Source organism: Nonomuraea sp. NPDC003727 (assembly GCF_053586935.1).
In genome coordinates this window covers 41,072-57,740 of the sequence record NZ_JBSFNE010000026.1, presented here as the reverse complement: position 1 = coordinate 57,740, position 16,669 = coordinate 41,072, and the positions used below count along the sequence as shown (strand labels likewise).

At 70.7% G+C, this 16,669-nt stretch carries 18 protein-coding genes, 1 tRNA gene and 1 riboswitch; of the genes, 8 read left to right on the top strand and 11 right to left on the bottom strand.

The genetic code is table 11. The features are described 5' to 3' along the window. Positions 1–2: 2 nt before the first annotated feature. From ACWDLG_RS39985 to ACWDLG_RS39975, 3 genes are read right to left on the bottom strand one after another with little or no spacing between them, the layout of a single operon-like run. Entirely contained in the window at positions 3–1,280 is a 1,278-nt protein-coding gene (locus ACWDLG_RS39985; protein ID WP_449930059.1) for a Stp1/IreP family PP2C-type Ser/Thr phosphatase, read from the bottom strand. Next, a complete protein-coding gene (locus ACWDLG_RS39980; RefSeq protein ID WP_354916989.1) occupies positions 1,277–1,747 on the bottom strand; it encodes an FHA domain-containing protein FhaB/FipA in 471 nt (156 codons plus the stop codon). The genes ACWDLG_RS39985 and ACWDLG_RS39980 overlap by 4 nt, the downstream gene beginning before the upstream one ends. Before the next feature lie 17 nt (positions 1,748–1,764). Beyond that, positions 1,765–2,505 carry a DUF3662 and FHA domain-containing protein gene (locus tag ACWDLG_RS39975; protein ID WP_354916992.1) on the bottom strand — a complete coding sequence of 247 codons (741 nt, stop codon included), beginning with the start codon at positions 2,503–2,505 and terminating at the stop codon, positions 1,765–1,767. A 162-nt stretch (positions 2,506–2,667) separates the two neighbouring features. Between ACWDLG_RS39975 and ACWDLG_RS39970 the strand changes: the two genes are divergently transcribed. Next, a tRNA-Leu gene (locus tag ACWDLG_RS39970) sits at positions 2,668–2,750 on the top strand. A 297-nt stretch (positions 2,751–3,047) separates the two neighbouring features. Here ACWDLG_RS39970 and ACWDLG_RS39965 read toward each other — a convergent pair. Both ACWDLG_RS39965 and ACWDLG_RS39960 read right to left on the bottom strand, forming a co-directional pair. After that, the gene (locus tag ACWDLG_RS39965; protein ID WP_449930056.1) at positions 3,048–4,067 is read right to left on the bottom strand and encodes a hemolysin family protein; all 1,020 of its coding nucleotides are present in this window, start codon (positions 4,065–4,067) and stop codon (positions 3,048–3,050) included. Further along, the gene (locus tag ACWDLG_RS39960) at positions 4,064–5,395 is read right to left on the bottom strand and encodes a hemolysin family protein (RefSeq protein WP_449930054.1); all 1,332 of its coding nucleotides are present in this window, start codon (positions 5,393–5,395) and stop codon (positions 4,064–4,066) included. The genes ACWDLG_RS39965 and ACWDLG_RS39960 overlap by 4 nt, the downstream gene beginning before the upstream one ends. A gap of 242 nt (positions 5,396–5,637) precedes the next feature. Between ACWDLG_RS39960 and ACWDLG_RS39955 the strand changes: the two genes are divergently transcribed. Beyond that, positions 5,638–6,876: an LCP family protein gene (locus ACWDLG_RS39955; RefSeq protein ID WP_449930052.1), complete on the top strand. Its 1,239-nt coding sequence runs from the start codon at positions 5,638–5,640 to the stop codon at positions 6,874–6,876. Positions 6,877–7,049: 173 nt separating this feature from the next. Here the strand turns inward: ACWDLG_RS39955 and ACWDLG_RS39950 are convergent, their stop codons facing one another. Beyond that, positions 7,050–7,709, bottom strand: a complete 660-nt coding sequence (locus tag ACWDLG_RS39950) for a GOLPH3/VPS74 family protein (protein ID WP_449930050.1) — start codon at positions 7,707–7,709, stop codon at positions 7,050–7,052. A gap of 66 nt (positions 7,710–7,775) precedes the next feature. Here ACWDLG_RS39950 and ACWDLG_RS39945 point away from each other — a divergent pair, with 66 nt between their 5' ends. The 3 genes from ACWDLG_RS39945 to ACWDLG_RS39935 all read left to right on the top strand — a co-directional run bounded on the left by ACWDLG_RS39945 (position 7,776) and on the right by ACWDLG_RS39935 (position 10,294). Next, positions 7,776–8,366 (top strand): DM13 domain-containing protein, encoded by a 591-nt coding sequence (locus ACWDLG_RS39945; RefSeq protein ID WP_449930048.1) that lies wholly within the window; start codon positions 7,776–7,778, stop codon positions 8,364–8,366. Between the two features lie 10 nt (positions 8,367–8,376). Then, positions 8,377–8,982, top strand: coding sequence for a TenA family protein (locus ACWDLG_RS39940; RefSeq protein ID WP_449930046.1), 606 nt, complete (start codon positions 8,377–8,379; stop codon positions 8,980–8,982). A 433-nt stretch (positions 8,983–9,415) separates the two neighbouring features. Next, complete coding sequence (locus ACWDLG_RS39935) at positions 9,416–10,294, top strand: Fpg/Nei family DNA glycosylase (protein WP_449930044.1); 879 nt, start codon at positions 9,416–9,418, stop codon at positions 10,292–10,294. 170 nt (positions 10,295–10,464) lie between these two features. Here the strand turns inward: ACWDLG_RS39935 and ACWDLG_RS39930 are convergent, their stop codons facing one another. Further along, positions 10,465–10,785 (bottom strand): rhodanese-like domain-containing protein, encoded by a 321-nt coding sequence (locus ACWDLG_RS39930; protein WP_354917015.1) that lies wholly within the window; start codon positions 10,783–10,785, stop codon positions 10,465–10,467. Between the two features lie 384 nt (positions 10,786–11,169). Then, a riboswitch (TPP riboswitch) is annotated at positions 11,170–11,284 on the top strand. On the opposite strand from ACWDLG_RS39930, the gene ACWDLG_RS39925 reads away from it, so the two are divergent. Continuing rightward, the gene (locus tag ACWDLG_RS39925; protein WP_449930042.1) at positions 11,275–12,630 is read left to right on the top strand and encodes a purine-cytosine permease family protein; all 1,356 of its coding nucleotides are present in this window, start codon (positions 11,275–11,277) and stop codon (positions 12,628–12,630) included. Its footprint overlaps the riboswitch before it by 10 nt. On the opposite strand, the gene ACWDLG_RS39920 is transcribed toward ACWDLG_RS39925, so the two are convergent. Further along, positions 12,627–13,169, bottom strand: a complete 543-nt coding sequence (locus ACWDLG_RS39920; RefSeq protein WP_354917021.1) for a methylated-DNA--[protein]-cysteine S-methyltransferase — start codon at positions 13,167–13,169, stop codon at positions 12,627–12,629. The two genes, ACWDLG_RS39925 and ACWDLG_RS39920, sit on opposite strands and share 4 nt — an antisense overlap. A 62-nt stretch (positions 13,170–13,231) precedes the next feature. On the opposite strand from ACWDLG_RS39920, the gene ACWDLG_RS39915 reads away from it, so the two are divergent. Beyond that, entirely contained in the window at positions 13,232–15,070 is a 1,839-nt protein-coding gene (locus ACWDLG_RS39915) for a PAS domain S-box protein (protein ID WP_449930039.1), read from the top strand. A gap of 141 nt (positions 15,071–15,211) precedes the next feature. Further along, a complete protein-coding gene (locus ACWDLG_RS39910; protein WP_354917027.1) occupies positions 15,212–15,640 on the top strand; it encodes an ATP-binding protein in 429 nt (142 codons plus the stop codon). Here the strand turns inward: ACWDLG_RS39910 and ACWDLG_RS39905 are convergent. The 3 genes from ACWDLG_RS39905 to ACWDLG_RS39895 are packed head-to-tail and all read right to left on the bottom strand — an operon-like array spanning position 15,610 to position 16,647. Further along, positions 15,610–16,224, bottom strand: a complete 615-nt coding sequence (locus ACWDLG_RS39905; RefSeq protein WP_354917031.1) for a YidC/Oxa1 family membrane protein insertase — start codon at positions 16,222–16,224, stop codon at positions 15,610–15,612. The genes ACWDLG_RS39910 and ACWDLG_RS39905 overlap by 31 nt on opposite strands. A 33-nt stretch (positions 16,225–16,257) precedes the next feature. Then, positions 16,258–16,479: a DUF6412 domain-containing protein gene (locus ACWDLG_RS39900; RefSeq protein WP_354917034.1), complete on the bottom strand. Its 222-nt coding sequence runs from the start codon at positions 16,477–16,479 to the stop codon at positions 16,258–16,260. Beyond that, complete coding sequence (locus ACWDLG_RS39895; RefSeq protein ID WP_354917037.1) at positions 16,480–16,647, bottom strand: hypothetical protein; 168 nt, start codon at positions 16,645–16,647, stop codon at positions 16,480–16,482. Positions 16,648–16,669 lie beyond the last annotated feature (22 nt).

Below are 16,669 nucleotides of genomic sequence, written 5' to 3'. Positions count from 1 at the left end.
ACCTACTGGGACCTCGTCTTGGTCGGGGTTGATGACGGGGTGACCGAGGGCTTCGGCTCGGTGGCGTTGAGACTGAACGTCAGGCTGTTGATCTTCTCGAGGCCCTCGCCCTCGTCGGCGACCTTGATGCCGTCCTTCACCAGAGCCTGTTCGGTGGAGGACAGGTCGGAGACCTTGCGACCGGTGGGCTTGACCACCTCGAAGAACTGGATGGGGCCCACCTCCTGCTGCACTCCGCGATAAACGACCACCTCGTCGCCCCTTGCTCCGACGAAGTACTGGTCCTGAACCCATTGCCAGCCGAAGAAGCCGCCGACACCGGCGGCCACCCCGGCCACACCGAGCACGGAGACCAGCACGGGCCACACGCGACGGCGCCTGACGGCTCGCCCCGACGCCTCGGCGTCGTCGTAGTCGTCATCGTCGTCGGTGATCACCGGCTGGGGTGCGGTCGCCGCGCTCACTCGCCCCGCCGGCTCCCCGGGGGAACCCGCCCGGAGCCGGTTGGAGCCGGCCGCGCCGACCACCGCCGCCTCCGTGGGCACCTGTACGCCCTCGGTGAGATCGACCACGTCGGCGAGCACGCAGGTGATGTTGTCGGGGCCGCCGCCTCTGTTGGCCAGGTCGATGAGCTGGCGCACGACCTCCTCGGGGTCGTCGATGTTGGTGAGCGTCGCGTGCAGAGTCTCGGCGCTCACCACCCCCGACAACCCGTCGGAGCAGAGCAGGTAGCGGTCGCCGAGCTGGGCCTCACGCAGGGTGAGGTCGGGATCGACCTCGCCGCTGCCGTCGAGGGCCCGCAGCAGGATCGACCGCTGCGGGTGCGTCGCCGCCTCCTCGGGGGTGATCCGCCCGTCGTCGACCAGCTGCTGGACGAGCGTGTGGTCGTGGGTGATCTGGTAGAGCTCCCCGCGTCTGAGCAGGTAGGCGCGCGAGTCGCCGACGTGCACCAGCGCGACCTGGGTGCCGTTCCAGAGCATCGCGGTGAGAGTGGTGCCCATGCCCTTGAGGCTGGGATCCCGCCCGACCATCTCGTGGAGCTTGCGGTTCGCGTCGCGTACCGCCGCCTCGATGGCGTTGAGCAGGTCACCCCCCTGTTGGCTCTCTTCCAGAGAGGCCATTGCGGCGATGGCGACGGAACTCGCCACCTCGCCGTGTGCGTGCCCGCCCATGCCGTCGGCGACGGCGAGCAGGCGGCCGCTAGCGTACGCCGAGTCCTCGTTCCCTTCGCGGAGGAGGCCGACGTCCGAGCGGGCGGCGTAGCGGAGTGCGATGGTCATTTGCGCAATTCAATGACTGTCTTGCCGACCCGGATCGGGACACCGAGCGGCACAGGGGTCGGGCGGGTGACTTTCGAGCGGTCGAGATACGTGCCGTTGGTTGAGCCAAGATCTTCCACGATCCACTGACCGTCCTGGGGGAAGAGTCGGGCATGCCGGCTGGAAGCGTAGTCGTCGGTCACGACCAGCGTGGCGTCGTTGGCCCTGCCGATGGTGATGGGCGTCTCCGTGAGGCTGATGGTGGTGCCCTGCAGGGGGCCGCCCGTGACGACCAGCTGGCGTGGCTCCCCCTTCTTGCTCTTGGGTTTGGCGGCGGGCTTGGGGCTCGCCGCCTTGGGCCGGGGCGCGGCCGGAGCCGTACGTGAACCGAACAGGTCCGTCCGGATCACCCCGACTGCGGCAATGACGAAGAACCACAGCACCGCCAGGAAGGCGAGCCGGATCAGCAGCAGCGTGAGCTCGGACATGGACCGTTTGTCTACCTCTAATCGCGCCGGAACACCAGGGTCGTGCGCCCCAGGGTGACACGAGTGCCGTTCTGGAGCTCGATCCTGCGTACCGGCTGGCCGTTGACGAATGTGCCGTTCGTGGAGCCGAGGTCGACGAGCACGACCTGCGGACCCTCGACGCGTAGTTCCGCGTGGTGCCGGGAGACGCCTGGATCGACAAGACGAAGATCGCAGTCGGTGCCTCTCCCGAGCAAGGTCACCGGGGTGGTGAGCTCGTACGAGCGGTCGCCCTGCGGGTCGTCCTGCGTGGAGACCAGCAGTCGCGGCCGGCCGCCGAACGCCCCCGGCCGCGAGGCCGGAAGATCGCTCTTGGGCTGGCGGATCTCGTCCTGCTCGACCGTCGCTCCCCTGATGACGCCCGAGCGGATGCGGAACAGCCCGACCGCGAGGTCGGGGGCCGTCTCGAACCGGACCCGGACCGGTCCCACGAAGGAGTAGCCCTGTTCCTTGGCGTACTCCCTGGCGAGGTTGGCCAGCTCGTGGCTGATGCTGTCGGCGTAGACCTCGAGTCGCTCGGCGTCGGTCGTCGACAGCTCCACCACGAAGTCGTTGGGCACGAGCGTCCGGCCCTGAGCCACGATGGCGGCCCGCTCGTCCATCTCCCGCTGCACCGCGCTGGCGACCTCGACCGGCTGAAGGTCAGATTTGAACGCCCGCGCAAAGGCCCCCTCAACCAAGCCTTCGAGCCTTCGCTCGAAGCGCTGAAGGACTCCCACCGGGTACCTCCCCTCCTCCGTGCATATCGTCGCGGCCGCTGGGGTGCCGGTGGCTCCTGAGTCGCTCTCTTGCACCCAGCTCTTCTCTCCGCGTCTTGATGCGATCGTATCCGGGTTCGGTACCAGCGTCTGATCCGTGCTACTGTTTCTCCGCACCCACAAGGGCGGGTGGCGGAACGGCAGACGCGCACGGTTCAGGTCCGTGTGTCCGAAAGGACGTGAGGGTTCAAATCCCTCCTCGCCCACTCAGGTCCCCGATGTCATCGGTGGACCAACATTGACGAAACAGAGCCCCGGTTCGCAAGAGCCGGGGCTCGTTTTTTGGGTCACGGCCCGCGCCCGCTTGCGAAACGGTATCCGACCTCGCTTGCGAGCCACTTTCAACTCGCTTACACGACCATTTCGTGTTTTCGAATGTTTCGCTCAGAGCTGATTCGTCGGGGGGATCGGCGCGTCGCGATGCGGCCGGCGGACTTTGCCCTCTTGTGACACAACTGTGGCCTGGCTCCCCCGGCGCCCATGGGGCGCCGGGGGAATCCGGCTCACGCGGCTCTGGTGTCCAGCAGCTCGCCGAGCAGGTCGCTCAGGCTCACCATGCCGATGACCGACTGGTCGGCCGCGACGACCAGCCCCAGGTGCGCGCGCGCGTCCTGAAGGGCCGCCACGGCCTCGGGAACCTGGGTGACGCACGGCAGGCGCGGCAGCGGCCGCGCCAGCTCCCCGGCGGCGGTCTCCGGGCGCAGTACGGCGTCGCGCGCGTGCAGCACGCCCCTGACGTCGGACCGCGTGCCGACCAGCAGCCGCAGGTGGCCGCTCTTGCCCGCGACCCGCCTGACCTCGCCGGAGTCCGCGTCGGCAGGCACCATGACGACCTGGTCGATCGAGACCATGAGCCGCTCGATGCCCTCGGCCTCCAGCCGCAGCGCCCTGGTCAGCAGGTCGTGCTCGTCGCGGTCGAGCAGCCCCATCCGGCCGGACTCGCCGACCAGCATGGCGAGCTGGCGAGGCGTCCTGGTGGTGGCGAGCTCGTCACGGGCGTGCACGCCGAACACGCGCAGGATCAGGTTGGTGAAACCGTTCAGCGCCCACAGCAGCGGGCGCATCAGCCGCGTGAAGGCGCGGAAGGGCGCCGTCAGCAGCAGCGCGGCCCTCTCGGGGTGCGTGAGCGCCCACGACTTGGGCGCCATCTCGCCGACGACCATGTGCAGGAACGTGACCAGGGCCAGCGCGATGGTCAGCGAGATCGGCACCCGCAGCCCCTCCGGCAGGCCGATCCAGGCGAAGACCGGCTCCAGATAGTGCTCGATCGCGGGCTCGGTCACCATGCCCAGGCCGAGCGTGCACAGCGTGATGCCGAGCTGCGCGCCCGCCAGCATGAGCGACAGCTGCTTGCCGGCCTCGACCGCCGACTTGGCGACGAACCTGGTCAGCTTGCCGCCGCCGGAGGCGATCTCCTCCAGGCGGTGCCTGCGCGCGGAGACGAAGGCGAACTCGGCGGCCACGAACAGCGCGTTGAAGACCAGCAGCGCCGCGCTGAGCAGGAGCAGGACGAGCGGGTTCACCGGCCCACCTCCGCGGGGTGCGGGACGGGGGCCAGCCGTACCCACTCGGGGACCCTGCGCTGCAGGGACAGCACCATGAGCTCGGCCTGCGACTCCTGGGCGTCGTCGCTGAACGGGTCGGCGTCGGCGACGAGCTCCACGGTCACCCTGTCGCCGGGCTCGGCCATCCGGCCCAGCCTGGCCAGCACCAGACCGGCCACGGTGTCGTAGTCGTCGCTCTCGGGCAGCGCGATCCCCGTGGCCCGCTCGACCTCGTCCAGCCGTAGCGTGCCGGGGACGTCCCAGACACCGCCGGGACGCTCGACCACGCCGACGGGCTCAGGGTCGTTCTCGTCGAGGAGCTCGCCGACCAGTTCCTCGGCCAGGTCTTCGACGGTCAGGACGCCGGCCAGGCCGCCGTACTCGTCGATGACGCAGGCGAGGTCGTCCTTGGCGGCGCGCATCTGCTGCAGCACGAGCGGCAGCGGCAGCGAGTCGGGCACGAGCAGCGCGGGCCGGGCGATCGCGCTGACGGGGCCGTCCTGCAGCCCCGAGGCCAGCAGCTCGCGCACGCCCGTCACGCCCACCACGTCGCCGTCGGGGCCGAGCACCGGGTAGCGCGAGTGGCCGCACTCCCTCATCGTCTCGATGAGGTCGGAGATGGTCCGGTCGCCGCGCAGCACGACCACGCGCGGCCTGGGGACCATCGCCTCCTCGGCCGTCCGGTCGCCGAACTCCAGCGCCCGCTCCAGCAGCTCCGACAGCCGCGGGGGCAGCTCACCGGCCTGGGTGGACTCGGCGATGATCCTGGACAGCTCCTCCGGGGTCGCGCCGTGCTCCACCTCCTCCACCGGCTCCACGCCGAGGCGGCGCAGCAGGCCGGTCGCCGCCGAGTCGAACAGCTTGATGAGCGGGCCCGCGACCGCCAGGTAGGCCACGGTCGAGCGGGCGAGGAACTTGGCCACCGTCTCCGGCTTGGCGATGCCGAGGTTCTTCGGGACGAGCTCGCCCAGCACCATCTGGATCACGGTCGCCACGAAGACGCCGATGGCCACGGAGAAGGCCGCCGGCAGGTCGCCGAGCAGCGGCCGGACGAGCGTGGCGATGGCGGGTTCGGCGAGGAAACCGACGAGCAGGGCCGTGACGGTGATGCCCAGCTGCGCGCCGGAGAGCATGAACGACAGGCGCGAGGTGACCTGCAGCGCCCGCTCGGCGGCCGCGTCACCGCCGCTCGCCTGCTCGCGGAGCAGGCCCCTGTCGGCGGCGACGAAGGCGAATTCCTGGGCGACGAAGTAACCGGTCGCCGCGGTGAGAAGAAAGAGGGCGAGGATGCCGAGATAGGCGCTCATTTCGAGCTCGCAGAGGGTCCCGTGCGGATGCACGGGCTAGTACTCCATGGGTCCGGAGCGGACACGATCATCCTTTCGTTCGACGTCGTCCACCAACCGTAACGATCCAGGTCGCGTCAGATGTTTCCGGAGGGACTCCGGCTCTTGTCTGAGTACTTTTCCATGGGAAAACCTTGGCGAGCACTCTGCACTGGTGAGAGCCACGAAGTACCGTCGAACCATACCGAGGGGGAGAAAACGACGTGACCGAGGACGACCGCACCAGGGCCATGCGCTCGCCAGGCGACGGCCGCCCCCTGCCCAGGCGGCAGGAAGGTCAACCCCGTTCGGGCGGCGCGCCCGCGCACCGTGTCCCCGGCGCCGAGCCCACCAGGGTGAACGAGCCGCCGTCCCCGCCCCCGCCGCCCTCCTCGTCCCGCGTGTACGGCAAGGCGCGCTCGGGCACCAGCCCCGTCCGCCCCCTGGGCAAGCCGCCGAAGGAACCCAGGGAGCCGCGCGGCCCCCGCGGACCGCTGCTGGGCGGCCGGATCAAGGGCCGGACGATCCTGATGATCCTCGCCGCCCTGATCGCCATCCTGCTGGTGCTCGGCGTGGTCGGGTTCTTCTGGATCAACGGGCGGATCCAGGGCATCGACGGCGTCCTCGACGACTACGACGGCCGTCCCGCCGACACCCCCGGCACCAACTGGCTGCTCGTCGGCTCCGACAGCCGCGAGGGCCTGTCGGCGGCCCAGCGCAGGAAGCTCGCCACCGGACGCGCGGTCGGCCGGCGCACCGACTCGATGATGCTGCTGCACATCCCCGAGGGCGGCGACCGGCCCACCCTGGTCAGCCTGCCCCGCGACTCCGCGGTCAGCATTCCCGGCCACGGGCGCAACAAGCTCAACGCGGCCTTCGCCATCGGCGGCCCCCAGTTGCTGACCCGCACGGTCGAGAACGTCACCGGCATCAGGATCGACAACTACATGGAGGTCGGCTTCGCCGGTTTCGTCGGCATCGTCGACGCGGTGGGCGGCGTCGAGATCTGCGTCAAGAACGCGATCAACGACCCCAAGGCCGGGCTCAAGCTCAAGAAGGGCTGCCAGGAGATGGACGGCGGCACCGCGCTCGGCTACGTCCGCACCAGGAAGGGCGGGGCGCTGCCCGACTTCGAGCGGACCAAGCGGCAGCGGCAGTTCCTCGGCGCGGTGGTGAAGAAGGCGGCCAGCCCCGCGGTGCTGATCAACCCGTTCACCTCGATCCCGCTGGCCATCGGCGCCACGGACGCGGTGCGGGTCGACGGCTCGACCGGAGCGTTCGACCTGCTGTCGCTCGGGCTCGCGATGGGCGGCGACCCGATCACGACGGTGGTGCCGTTCGGCGGCAACGAGAACGTCGCGGGCGGGGCCGCGGTCAAGTGGGACACCACGCGGGCCACCCAGCTGTTCGAGGCGCTGAAGGCGGACCAGCCGGTTCCCAAGGACGCGCTGGACAAGGGCTGACCCCGGGGCCGGTGCGCCCGCCGTCGTGACCACCCCGGCGGGGAGGGGCGGTACCCCTCCCCGAGCCGGGGCCTTTCCGGGCCGGTCGCGGGCCTTCGTAGGTCGGCCGGGGTCTTCCTGAGCCGGTCGCGGGCTTTCTGGGCCGGTTGGGATGGCGGGTGCCTTGCCCTGAGTCAGCCTGTGGAGCCGCCCGCTGCGGCGCCGATGGCGGCGCTGGTGGCGGCGATCATGATGGCCGCGTTGATGTCGGCGATGGTCTTGGCGACCGCCTCGCCGGCCCACTCGCCGTCGGTGATCTGCTTGATCCGTTCCTTGCTCGCCCCGGGGAAGGCCTTGCGGTCGAGCTTGCACGCGTGCATGACCGCGATCAGCACCGCCGTACGGGGCTCCGGGTCCGCGCCGGCCAGCGCGTTCGCCACCCGCTCGCGAACCTCGGCCTCCACCCCGCCGTCGGCCTCCGGCCAGCGCGTCGTGGGGAAGATGCCGAGCACCTTGCCCCGCTCCTGGGACAGCACGCCGGCGTCGGCGAGCTTGGTCAGCAGGCGGGTCTTCAGCTTGCTGGTGCCGATCTTGGAGACCCACCAGGCGGGCTTGCGCTCCTTGCCGTCCTCCGCGATACGGGTCAGCGCGGCGTCGAGGTCCGGGTCGCCGGTGCCGGTGGCGTCCTTGACGGCGACCGTCTTCTTCGACAGCTCGATCCGGTCCTGGACGGCCAGCTCGGCGAGGACGGCACCGCCCAGCGCAGCGCCCAGTTCCGCGGAGCCGATCAGCTGCCTGCCGTCCTCCTCGCTGTGGGCGAGCAACAGGACCTCTTCGGCGATGGTGACACTCATATCCTCAAATTACGCCGTAAGGGGTCCGTAAGCGTCGTCAGGCGTGGGGCGTGGTCAGGTGGACCCATGAAGAAGCTCCTCCGCCATCCGCTGACCTGGATCGCCGTGGCGGTGGTCCTCGGGGTCGCGATGTACCTGTTCCAGCCGTGGCGGCTCTTCACCACTGTCGAGGTGGACGAGCCGTTCCCGGAGGCGGCCGTCACGTCCTCGGCGCCGCCGTCCCCGGATCGGCCGTCCCCGGACCGGTCCTCCCCGGGCAGGCCGAGCCCTGGGGCGGGTGGTGTCCCGGCGGCGACGGCCGCGGCAACCACCATCCTCATGTCCGGAAATTTCGTGACCCATGAGCACAAGACGTCGGGTGTCGCCAAGGTGCTCAGGCTGCCCGACGGCAGCCGCGTGCTGCGCATCGAGCGCCTGGCCACCTCCGACGGCCCCGACCTGCGCGTATGGCTGAGCGACCAGCCGGTCACCGACTCCTGGCACAACTTCGACGACGGCAGGTACGTGGAGCTCGGCCATCTCAAGGGGAACAAGGGCAACGCCAACTACGCCATCCCCGCCGACACCGACCTCGGCAGCCTGACCAGCGTGTCGATCTGGTGCAAGCGGTTCAGCGTGTCGTTCGGCGCCGCCGCTCTCACCACGGAAAACCGGTAACTTGCCGCATATGTCGATTTCTGCGGAACTGCACGCCATCGGCCGGCCCCTGCTCGACGCGCAACTCGCGCACCCCACCGTCGTGGGCATCGGCAGAGGAGACCTCGAGGAGAAGGTCTTCAGGTCGTGGCTCGAGCAGGACTGGCTGTTCCTGCACGACTACGTGCGCGTGTTCGCCCGGCTGGCGTGGCAGGCGCCCGCCGCCCACCTGGGCGACCTGGTCGACCTCGCGCACACCACGTACCACGACGAGCTCTCGCTGCACCGGTCGCTGTCGGCGTCGTTCGACGCGGACCTGGACGGCGCGCGGAAGGGCCCGGCCTGCGCCGCCTACACCGCCTTCCTGCTGGAGTCGGCGGCCGACTACGCCGAGGGCCTGGCCGCGCTGTACCCGTGCATGTGGGGATACTCCACCCTCGGCCGGATCCTCGCCGAGAACAAGCCGGAGGAGCCCCGCTACCGCGCCTGGGTCGACACCTACGCCGACCCCGGGTTCGCCGCGCTGACCGAGCGGATCGCCGGGATGATCGACGAGGCCGCGCCCGACCTCGGCAGGGCGAAGGAACTGTTCACCGAGGGCATGCGGCACGAGCTGGCCTTCTGGGACGTCCCCTGACCCCGGGCCCCGCCGTCCGGGATCGTGGGGGTCAGGAACCCGCCGCTTCCGTCGGGGAGCGGGGTCGTGGGGCATGGATGGCCGCTCCCGGTCGAGGCCGCGGAGTGCGGGGCGGCCGCTTCCGCTCGGGGCGCGGAGTGCGGGGCGGCCGCTTCTGCTCGGGGCGCGGCGCGTGGGTCGGGCACTTCCGCTCGGAGTCGCGGCGCGCGGGTCGGGCACTTCCGCTCGGAGTCGCGGCGCGCGGGGCGGGCGCTTCCGCTCGGGGCGCGGCGCGAGTCGGCCGTCTCCGCTCGGGATGGTGGGCGTTGGATGGTCACTTCCGCTCGGGAGCGAGGGCGGCCGCCGAGGGGATGCGGCACGAGCTGACCTTTTCCCTGACGCGGCCCCGGCTCGTCCGAGGGCGCTCGCCGGGGGTGCGCTCTAGTCTGGAGGCATGCCGGAACTTCCCGAAGTGGAGTCGCTGGCCGGCTTCCTGCGCGAGCAGGCGGTCGGCCGCACGATCCTGGCCGTCGACGTGGTCGCCTTCCAGGCGCTCAAGACCTTCGACCCGCCCGTCACCGCGCTCGGCGGGCTGACGGTGACCGGCGTGGCGAGGCACGGCAAGTTCCTCGACCTCGACTGCGACGGCCTCCACCTGGTCACCCACCTGTCGAGGGCGGGGTGGCTGCGCTGGCGCGCCGACCTGTCGGGCGCCAAACCCGTGCGTCCGGGCAAGGGCCCGCTCGCGGTCCGGGTACGGCTGGCGCCCGACGACGACGGCCTGGCGCCCGGCTTCGAGCTGACCGAGGCAGGCACCCAGAAACGTCTGGCCGTCTACGTCGTCAAGGACCCGATGGAGGTGCCCGGCATCGCCTCGCTCGGGCCCGACCCGCTGGTCCCCGAGTTCACCGTCCAGGCGCTGAAGGAGATCGTGGGCGGCAACCGTACCCAGATCAAGGGCCTGCTGAGGGACCAGAAGATCATCGCGGGCATCGGCAACGCCTACTCCGACGAGGTGCTGCACGCGGCCCGGATGTCACCCTTCAAGATCGCGGCCACGCTGACCGACGCGCAGATCGCCGACCTGCACGAGGCGATCGTCACCACGCTGCGGGATGCGGTGGAGCGCGCCCACGGCCTGGCGGCCAAGGACCTGAAGGCGGAGAAGAAGTCGGGGCTGCGCGTCCACAACAGGACGGGGCAGCCGTGCGAGGTGTGCGGCGACACCATCCGCGAGGTGTCGTTCGCCGACTCCTCGCTGCAGTACTGCCCGACCTGTCAGACCGAGGGCAAGATCCTTGCCGACCGGCGGATGTCGAAGCTGCTCAAGTAGACGGCGTCAGGCGACGAACATCACACAGGCGGCGTCAGGCGACGGACGTCACCTGGCGGCGTCCAGCGGCGGACGTCACCTGGCGGCGTCGAGCAACGGACGTCACCTGGCGGTGTCCAGCGACGGACGTCACCTGGCGGCGTCCAGCGGCGGATGTCGCGTAGGTGGCGTCAGGCGACGAACGGCGGTCGGCCGCTCTCGCTGACCAGGGGCTTGCCCGCCAGCTCCCACGACTGCATGCCGCCGCCGACGTTGACCGCGTCGCGGCCGATGTGGTTGAGCCACGCGGCGGCGTGCGCGGACCGACCGCCGACCCTGCACACCACGTAGACGGGGCCGGAGGGGAGCTCGTCGACGCGGGCCTGCAGCTCGCCGAGTGGAATGTGGGTGGCGTCGGGGGCGTGGCCCGCCGTCCACTCCTCGGGCTCGCGGACGTCGAGCAGGAAGGCTCCGGCGGGCACGTCGGTGACGTCGATTTCGGGAACGGTCATGTCCCCATTCTCGCGGACCCGCCCCACCACAACCTCCCGGAACTGCGAAGAAAGCGCGGGCCGGGGTTTCTCGGGGGCCAGTGCGGGCGTGCGGTCGCGGTTGTAGGGGGGCGTGGGCAGGGTCTTCCGGGGTGGCTGGGGAGGCGCGGGCCGGGGTTTCTTGGGGAGGCCGGTACTGGCGTGCGGTCGCGGTTGTAGGGGGGGCGTGGGCAGGGTCTTCCTGGGTGGCCGGGGGGGCCGGTTCGGTGGTGTGGGCGGGTGGTCGGGGTTTCTCCGGGAGGGCCGGTTCGGTGGTGTGGGCTTGCGGGAGGGACGGCGGGAGGGGTGGGGAGGCGGGGAGGGGGTGGTTGCCAAAAAGGAACGAGATGTAATAATTCGCCTCAAACCAGTAACCGCGGGAGCTCGGGCATGGCCGGGCTGAGAGGGCGACCCCCAGGCGTCGCCGACCGCATGAACCTGTCCGGGTAATGCCGGCGTAGGGAGCGTGCGATGACGCATGTCGTCGATCCGAAGCATGCCGAAGTACCGCTGACCCTCGACCAGGCCCCGCCCAAAACCCTCGGCGTCCTCGACCAGGGCGCCTTCTGGGCCAACCTCGGGGTCAGCCTCCTGGGTTTTTCCTTCGCCCTCTTCCTCATCAACCCTCTCCTCGACGACAACCCGCTGACGATGACCGCCGCGGTCACCGCCACCGTCGTGGGAAGTCTCATCGGCACCGCCATGGTGGGCCTCGCGGCCATCCCCGGCGCCCAGACGGGACAGCCGGCGATGGTGCTGCTCAGAGGCCTGTTCGGGGCGAGGCTGTCCTACGTCCCCACGGTGCTCAACATCATCCAGATGCTCGGGTGGGGTGCCTTCGAGCTGTGGGTCATCGCCATGGGCGCCCAGGCGATCGTCGGCGACGCCGTGCCGTACGCGGTCTGGGTGATCGTGGCGGGCGTGATCACCACCGGGCTGACGATCTACCCGCTCGGTGCGATCAGGCTCATCAGGCGGGTCGTCACGATCGGCGTGATCGTCTCGACCGTCTGGTTCGCGGTCGCGCTCCTGCAGCGGGCTCCAGCGCCGGCCGGCGGCTCGTGGGACGCCTTCGCCCCCGCCGTCGACTTCGTGATCGCGCTGTCGGTCTCGTGGGTACCGCTGGCCGCCGACTTCGCCCGGCACTCGCGCAGCAGCTCGGCCGCCTTCACCGGCGTGGTGGGCGGTTACACGATCGCCCAGGTGGCGTGCCTGGCCATCGGCGTCTACGCGGTCGCGATCGCCGGCCATGACGCCGTGCTGAACGACCCGACGGCGGTCTTCGGCCCGTTCGTCGCCGCGCCGCTGGGCGCGCTGTTCTTCGGCATCCTGGTGCTGCGCGAGACCGACCAGTCGTTCGCGAACGTCTACTCCACGGCCATGTCGCTGCAGAACCTCATGCCGCGCGTCGACCGGCGGGTCTTCTCGGTGGCCCTCGGCGTCGTGACGATCGGCGTGGCGCTCCTCGTCGACGTCAACTCCTACAGCGCCTTCCTCAGCATCATCGGCGCCGTCTTCGTGCCGATGCTGGGCGTGCTCGTCGTCGACTACTTCCTGCTCGGCAGCGGCAGGACCTGGAACACCAGCGAGCGCGCCCCCTCCCGCTGGATCATGACGGTCCCGTGGGCGCTCGGGTTCTGCGCGTGGTGGCTGCTGGCCGCCCCGTCCACGATCCCGTGGTGGGCCGCGATCTGGGACGGCGCCCGCGCGGCGCTCGGCTTCACCCGCCAGCCGTGGATGAGCGCGGCGCTGGGCGCCTTCCTGGTCGCCGGCCTGGTCACGCTGCTGGTCGGCCGGCTCGGCGGCGCGGTACGGCGGCGCCGCTAGCCTTCGACGCGCAGCAGGCGTTCGAGCGCGGTGGGCCCGCCGGGGTAGCTCTCGCGATCGGCGACCCGGTGGCAGGGCACGATCACGCACACCGGGTTGCCGTTGAGCGCGTTGCTCACCGCGCGCAGCGCCTGCGGCCGTCCGATGCGGGCCGCCAGGTCGCCGGTGGTCGTGGCGGTGCCGTACGGCACCGCCATGGTCATCTGCAGCAGGGTGCGCGCGAACGGCGTGGCCAGCTGCAGGTCGACGGAGACGGTGAAGGCACGCAGGCGCCTGGAGAAGTAGGCGTCGAGCTCGCGCCGCACCGGGTCGAGACGGCGCGGGTCGGGCCCGACGAGCCCGCCGACGGCCCGCGAGATCCGCTCGAAGACGGCGTGCTCGTCGTCGAAGCTGCAGGCGACCACGCCCTTGCCGGTCACCGCGAGCACCAGCCTGCCCACGGCACCGTCGTAGGTGCCGATGGCGACCTCCGGCGGTCGCTCGGGCCGGTAGGTGGGTGAGGTGACCCTCAACAGGGCATCGAGGTCGCCAGCCGACATAGCCCGCAGCGTATCGGACGGATCAGGCCACGGAGCGAGGCCGCCACCGGCACTATGGAAAGGTGGGTGACGAGGAGATCACCGCGGCCGTACTCTCCAGCGCCCCCAACGCGGTCGTCGTGCTCGACAGAGACCAGGCCGTGCTGGCCTGGAACCCTGCGGCGGAGCGGTTGTTCGGGTGGAGTTTCGAGGAACTGGTCGGGCGGCGCGCGCCGATCGTTCCCGGCGAGCTGACCGCCGAGCACAACGCGGTGCTGGAGCGGGTTCGCACGGGCGGCCAGGTCTCGTTGCGCACCAGGCGCTTCCGCAAGGACGGCACGCTGCTCGACGTGCGGGTCGACACGAGCGCGCTGCTGCAGGGCAACGCGGTGATCGGCTACGTGCACGTCCACCACCCGACCGGCGACGACGTCGCCGCGCACGACCGGTCGGCGCGCAGGGCCATGCTGGTGCGCCGGCTCACCGACGTGGTCGGCGACATCAACGCCGAGCTGGAGCTGCCGGCCGTGCTGGACCGGATCGCGGCCAGCCTCACCGAGCTCACGGGAGCCGACGCGGGCGGGTTCGTACTGATCGAGAAGGAGCGGCTGCGGCTGGTCAGCGCTTACCAGCTGCCCGAGACGCTCAGGGACGCCACCGCGGACCTGCGCAGCAGCCTGGTGGGCAAGCTGCTGCGCACCGGCAGGACCGTGATGCTGGAGTCGCAGGGGCTCGACGACCTGGTGTGGGCGGAATTACCCGGCCTGCACACGATCGCGCTCGGCCTGGCCGCCGTGGGCGGGCGCCCGTACGGGGCGCTCTACGCGTTGTTCGCCGAGCGAAAACCGGGGCCGCTCGAGCTGGAGCTGCTCGAGTTGCTGGCGGGACATGCGGGCATCGCCGTCGGCAACGCGGAGGCCTACCAGGAGGTGCTGCGGCAGCGGGCGCACGAGCGCGCGGTCTTCGACGCCAGCGCCGACGGCATCGCGGTGCTGGACGGGCAGGGGCGGGTCCTGCGGTGGAACCCCGCGGCCGGCGAGCTCACCGGCGTGGCCGCCGACGAGGCGATCGGCAGGCCGCCGCCGTTCCCGCTGCCCGAGCCGGGCCGGAAGCTGACCTTCCAGCTCGAGTCGGGCCGCTGGCTCGACGTGGTCAGCGCGAAGATCGAGGAGACCGGCGAGATGGTGATCGACTTCCGCGACATCACCGCCGCCAAGGAACTGGAGGAGGCCAAGGACCTGTTCCTGGCCACCACCAGCCACGAGCTGCGCACCCCGATCACGATCGTGCGGGGCTTCGCCAGCACGCTCGACTCCCGGTGGGACAAGCTGACCGACCCCGAACGGCGCTCCGCCGTCCACACCATCGCCGAGCGGGCCAGGTCGCTCGGCCAGCTGATGGACCACCTGCTGCTGGGCGCCCGCGCGGGAGCGGAGGAGCTCAAGGTCCGCATCGAGACCTTCAGCGTCGCCGAGCGCATCCGCGCGGCCACGCTCGGGCTGCCGGTGCTGTCCGACGCGCACAGGGTGGAGGTGGTCGTCCCCGAGGGGCTGCCCGACGTCAGGGGCGACGCCCTGGCCACCGACATCGTGCTCGGCCAGCTCCTGGAGAACGCCTTCAAGTACTCACCCGACGGCGGGCTGATCCGCGTCGCGGCGTGGGCGGAGGACGGGCGGGTGGTCGTGGTCGTCGACGACGAGGGCGTCGGCATCGCCCCCGCCGACCGTGACCGAATCTTTGAGAGGTTCGTGCAGGCCGACAGCGGTGACCGGCGCAGATTCGGCGGCGTGGGGCTCGGCCTGTACATCGTGCGGAGCCTGGCCAGGGCGCAAGGGGGCGAGGTCACGGCCCATCCGCGACCCGTCGGAGGCACCCGGATGAGGCTCGTTCTCACTATCGCGCCCGACACACCGAGGCGGTAACGAGCCGGTCACGGATGCCCTGATCTATCGTCCAATGTGTACAAGCCGTGATCGAGACGCGGTTTCTGGGACCGGGTAACGGGGCATTTCGGTCGTACCGGGGGGGTTTCCCTGGGGGGGACTGGGAGCGGGGAGGTGGGTGTGTCGAGCGTCGTGATGTTGCCGTACGCACTGTCCAGCGTCGCCGTCGCACGCCAGCGCCTCTGCACTGACCTGCAAGAGTGGGGGGTCTACGCCGCCGCGATCGATGACGCGGTCCTGGTGGTGAGCGAGCTGCTGAGCAACGCGCTACGGCACGCGCGACCGCTGACCTCCGGCATGGTCAGGGTGGCGTGGCTGTGGAGTGACGATCATGTCGAGGTGGCGGTGAGTGACGGAGGTGCCGCGACCGAGCCGCGCGCGGGCCGTCCGACGCTGTCGTCGCTCGGCGGGCGCGGGCTCGGAATCGTGGAGTACGTCGCGGAGAGCTGGGGGGTGCGACACGAGGGGGAGACGACCACGGTATGGGCCGTGCTCCCTGCCCCGAACGTCGCCAACGGTCAGGTCGCCGCGTTGAAGGAAGCCGGGTAGAGCAGCCGGCGCTCGGCCGCCGTCCAGGCCGTCGAGACCAGCAGGTAGATCCCGGTGGCCAGGGGCAGGAAGGCCGCGGCGAGCACGGTGCCGAACGGCAGCAGCTTCAGGATCCTGAACTGGCCGGCCTCCATGCGGCGGGAGGTGTACCACGCGATCAGCGCGATCAGCGCGATGATCGCCACGAAGGCCAGCGCGGGCGCGCTGACCAGGCCGTACTGCGCGACCACCGTCGCGAGGTGCTGCCCGAGCAGGTCGGTGCCGACCAGCGGGTGGGTGGCGACCTGGTACATCAGCCACAGGAACGGCAGCTGCGCGAAGGCCGGCCCGATGCCGGCGAACGCCGACGTGCCTTCCTTGGCGTACAGGGCGTTGACCTCCTTGCTGAGCCGCTCGGGGTCGCGGCCGTACCGCTCCTGCAGCTTCTTCAGCTCGGGGGCGAGTCTCTGCCGCACCTTGGCGGCCCTGGCCTGGCGCACGCTGAGCGGCAGCAGCAGCAGCCGTACGGCCAGCGTGAACAGCACGATCACCAGCGCGGTGTTACCGCCGAACCCGGTGATGAACATGACGAAAGAATCGATCACCACAACTCCTCGGAGAAAGAAAAGGTTCTTCGTTCACGAGAAGTGCGGTGACGGAGCTCTCGGCCGCGGTCTGCCCGCCGCGTCAGGGTCGCGCTGGCGAAGGAACGCCGTCCTCCTGGCGTAGGTCAGCGGGAAGCTCGGCGTGCCGCCCCGCTGGGCCAGGAGCACGCCGACGGCCCAGGCCGCCAGCAGGAGGAGGAGCAGGCCGGCGATCAGCATGAGACCGGCCGGGTCCGCCAGCGCGAGGCTGAACACCTAGCGGGCCGTCCTGCCCACCAGGGCGACGGCGACGAAGACCACGAGCGCGATCACGCCGATGATCAGCGCGAGCTTCACCAGGCCCACGAGCATGGGCAGGATGAAGGCGACGAGCACCCACAGCGCCAGCGCGACGCCGACGACGAGCATGACCAATCGACCCATACGCATACCGTACGCCCGGGAC